Annotated in this window: 2 protein-coding genes; one reads left to right on the top strand and one right to left on the bottom strand. The window is 49.5% G+C overall.

The window, feature by feature from the left end:
* A partial coding sequence (locus EI42_RS31625; protein ID WP_282957346.1) for a cyclic pyranopterin monophosphate synthase MoaC occupies nucleotides 1-269 on the bottom strand: 269 nt, incomplete at its 3' end.
* A 702-nt stretch (nucleotides 270-971) separates the two neighbouring features.
* Between EI42_RS31625 and EI42_RS31620 the strand changes: the two genes are divergently transcribed.
* Nucleotides 972-2768: an ABC transporter ATP-binding protein gene (locus tag EI42_RS31620; RefSeq protein WP_111326948.1), complete on the top strand. Its 1797-nt coding sequence runs from the start codon at nucleotides 972-974 to the stop codon at nucleotides 2766-2768.
* Nucleotides 2769-3177: the final 409 nt, after the last annotated feature.

Raw genomic sequence — 3177 nt, 5'->3', positions numbered from 1 at the left:
ATATGCGTCATAGGGAGCGGATGGCAGAGCGGGATCAGGTCAGGCGTCTTTTTTGCGGCCATAATCCCGGCGATCTTTGCGACTTCCAGCACACTTCCTTTGGCAATTTGATTCTCCGCAATCAGCTTGACGGTTTCAGGACGCATGCGCACTTGAGCGTGTGCGATGGCCTCACGTAGCGTCTCCTGGCGGTCGGTCACATCGACCATATAAATATTTCCATGCTCATCGAGGTGGGTCAACGCTTGCTTTTCCTCATTTTGTGCCATAAAAATAAACGCCTTTCTGATGAATACTCTTTTTCTATAAGATAACACATTTTCCACTCTATTGATATACTTCTACACACATTTAGCCACACATCTTATGGATTCTTGCAACCGCGCTTATCACGTTGTCTGTTTATAGAGAAAGTACTTGCGGTATTTTCAATTCTCTCTCAAAAACCGCATTTTAAAGGGACATATCTCTCTTACAATGTCTTCCTCTACCTCACTGGTCACTGAAGAAAGGCAACTGACAAGGGAAGATCAAGTACACAAGCCTCCTGTCCACAACGAGGACGACTGCCATCATATGTATGTGCTGCGATCATATTTTCCGCTTCTTAAAGATGCTCCATAACAAAAGGGAAGAATATCTATTTTGTATCTTTTCCCTGCTTACTTGAAGAAATATCTTCAAATATGAAGTGAATAAGAATACAGGATATTTCATATACAATAAATAGTGAAGCAAATGGTTTTACTAAAAATTTCTATCTGTATAAAGCAAGCAGGGGAGGGAATCGGTTGTATAGTTGGAAATAGCAGTATAATAGAGAAAATGATATCTTTCTTTGTACGATGATCATACAGAAGGCGAGAAGAAAAACACCGTTTTGCAGTCAGAAACGCGTGGGCATCCACCTCTCAGCAACTCATTGTCTTTGTACTTCTTCTCCCTACTGTTGTATGTTGTGGAAGTGACGTGTGAAAACAAATCTCTCAGTGAAGCATGACCTTGCCTTGCTTTTTCGCTTGCTCCTTCCTGCCTTACGTCCTTCGCTGTGGCCGATACTCGGGAGCCTGGGCTTCACAGGACTGGTCATTGGTGCTGATCTGCTCCAACCCTATTGCTTCAAACAATTACTCGACGCCGCAACCGTCAGCTTTCAGTATCAGCTCGTTCTTATCAGCCTCATTGCCCTACTCCTCCTGGGTGCCGTGAGATCTATCCTGAGCTATTGGGACATCTTTGTGCGCTCCCGTGTTGGAGAACAGCTTTCCGCGTCCTATCGGAAGCGGCTATTCGAGCACCTGTTGCATCTTCCGCTGAAAACGCTTGCTCATCTCAAAAGCGGTGTGGTTGAAAGCAGAATCATGCATGATTGTGGGGTAATTGGAAGAGTCTATGTCGCAACCCAGTTACTCCCACTCATCGCCAACCTGGTGCAAGCGCTCATTCTCCTCGTCCTGATTCTCTGGCTCCATTGGCACATTGGCCTCGCCTCACTGCTGGTCTTTCCTCTCGGCTGGCTTCTTGCTCATCGGATGACACAGCGCAGCCATCGACAGGTGATCCAGCTCAAGATGGTTGCCGAAGAAGGACATGAACACTTGCGCGAAGTTGCCTCCTGTCTCAAAGAGGTGCGGGCAGTGGGCATGGAAGCCGAGGAAATACGGCGCTGGGATGATTGGCTCCTGCGCTATGGCCGCTGTGTCTGTCGGACAACCACCGAGCATCAGTTCCTTCGCCAGGCCCTCCGCCGCCTGATTGAGTGGATGGTCCTCTGTATTGTCTATGGATGGGGAGCTTGGCAACTGCTCCATCATCAGATCAGCATCGGCTCATTGCTCGCGCTTGCTCTCTATGTGCAGCACTTCTATGCCACCTTCTCGGCAATCCTTGCCGCCCGAGCCGAAACCGGGGAAGTAGCCGCAGCCCTTCAGGCCATTGATGAGCTATTACAACTTCCACGAGAGTGGCCAGACCAAGGAAAACGAAATCTGGGACCGCTTCAAGGGAATCTCTCCTCTGAACAGGTTCACTTTGCCTACTCGTCTGGCTCACCAACCTTGCATGCTATTTCCTTCACCAGCTCACCAGGAACCACGACCGGCATCGTTGGCCCAACCGGCAGTGGCAAGAGTACCCTCATCTATCTCTGTTTGCGCTTTTATCAGCCCACAAAGGGAAAAATTATGCTGGATGGGCATGATATCGCAGAGATTGCACCACATGTCTTGCGGCAGCAAATTGGCATTGTCTCTCAGGATATCCAACTCTGGCAGCGCAGCATCCGAGAGAACCTCTTGTATGGCCTGCCCGAGACCGTCCCCTGGGATCGCGTCTTAGAGGTGTGCAAACAGACAAAGGTGCACGATTTTGTGCAGCGGCTCCCGGACGGCTATGAGATGCTGGTGGGTGCTCGTGGAATGACACTTTCTGGTGGCGAGAAACAACGCCTTGCTCTGGCAAAAGCGCTGTTACGAGATTCCCTGATTCTGCTCCTCGATGAAGCGACCTCAGCACTGGATGCGCTCACCGAGGCGGCTCTCACCACCATGCTCCGTGAGCTATGTTCCCAGAAAAACCGGATTGTGGTAGCACACCGGCTTGCCACTGTCCAAGATGCAGAAAGGATCATCGTGCTAGACCGGGGACGCATAGTGGAGGAAGGGGCACCTGAGGACTTGCGTCAGCATACTGGTCTGAATGCTGCTCTCTACCGCGCTCAACAATTACCAGACAGTGTCAGAAGGCCCTGGCTTGAACCAGGGGGATGAATGGCTCATCTGCGTCCTTGGAACGGCGGAAGATAGTTCTCCCGAATACGGGCACGTGATGCAAGAACGTGGTAGAGACGAGGCGGATCAACGCTTCCCATTTCTGCAAGATGCGATCCTGCCAGGAGTTGAGCAAGCAAATCCCTGTGTGTTGAAGGCAGAACGCTTGGACAGGAGTCTGAGTACAAATCGCCCAGGTCCTCCAAACAATTGGAAGCTTTTCTCTGGTGCTGTGCCAAGGCATTGCACCAGCTTATCAACGAGACGTTACGTTGGATAGACATTTGATTGCGGGAGTACGACACTGGCATCAAGCAAATAAACAGATATTACATATGATATATAACTATATTATAAAAAATTTGGTAAAAGAGCAGAGATTTTTGCTTTTCTGCCATCCACCTATTGG

This window comes from Thermosporothrix hazakensis (assembly GCF_003253565.1).
GTDB classification, from domain to species: domain Bacteria; phylum Chloroflexota; class Ktedonobacteria; order Ktedonobacterales; family Ktedonobacteraceae; genus Thermosporothrix; species Thermosporothrix hazakensis.
The sequence above is the reverse complement of the archived record's forward strand: the minus strand, read 5'-3'. Positions and strand labels throughout refer to the sequence as shown.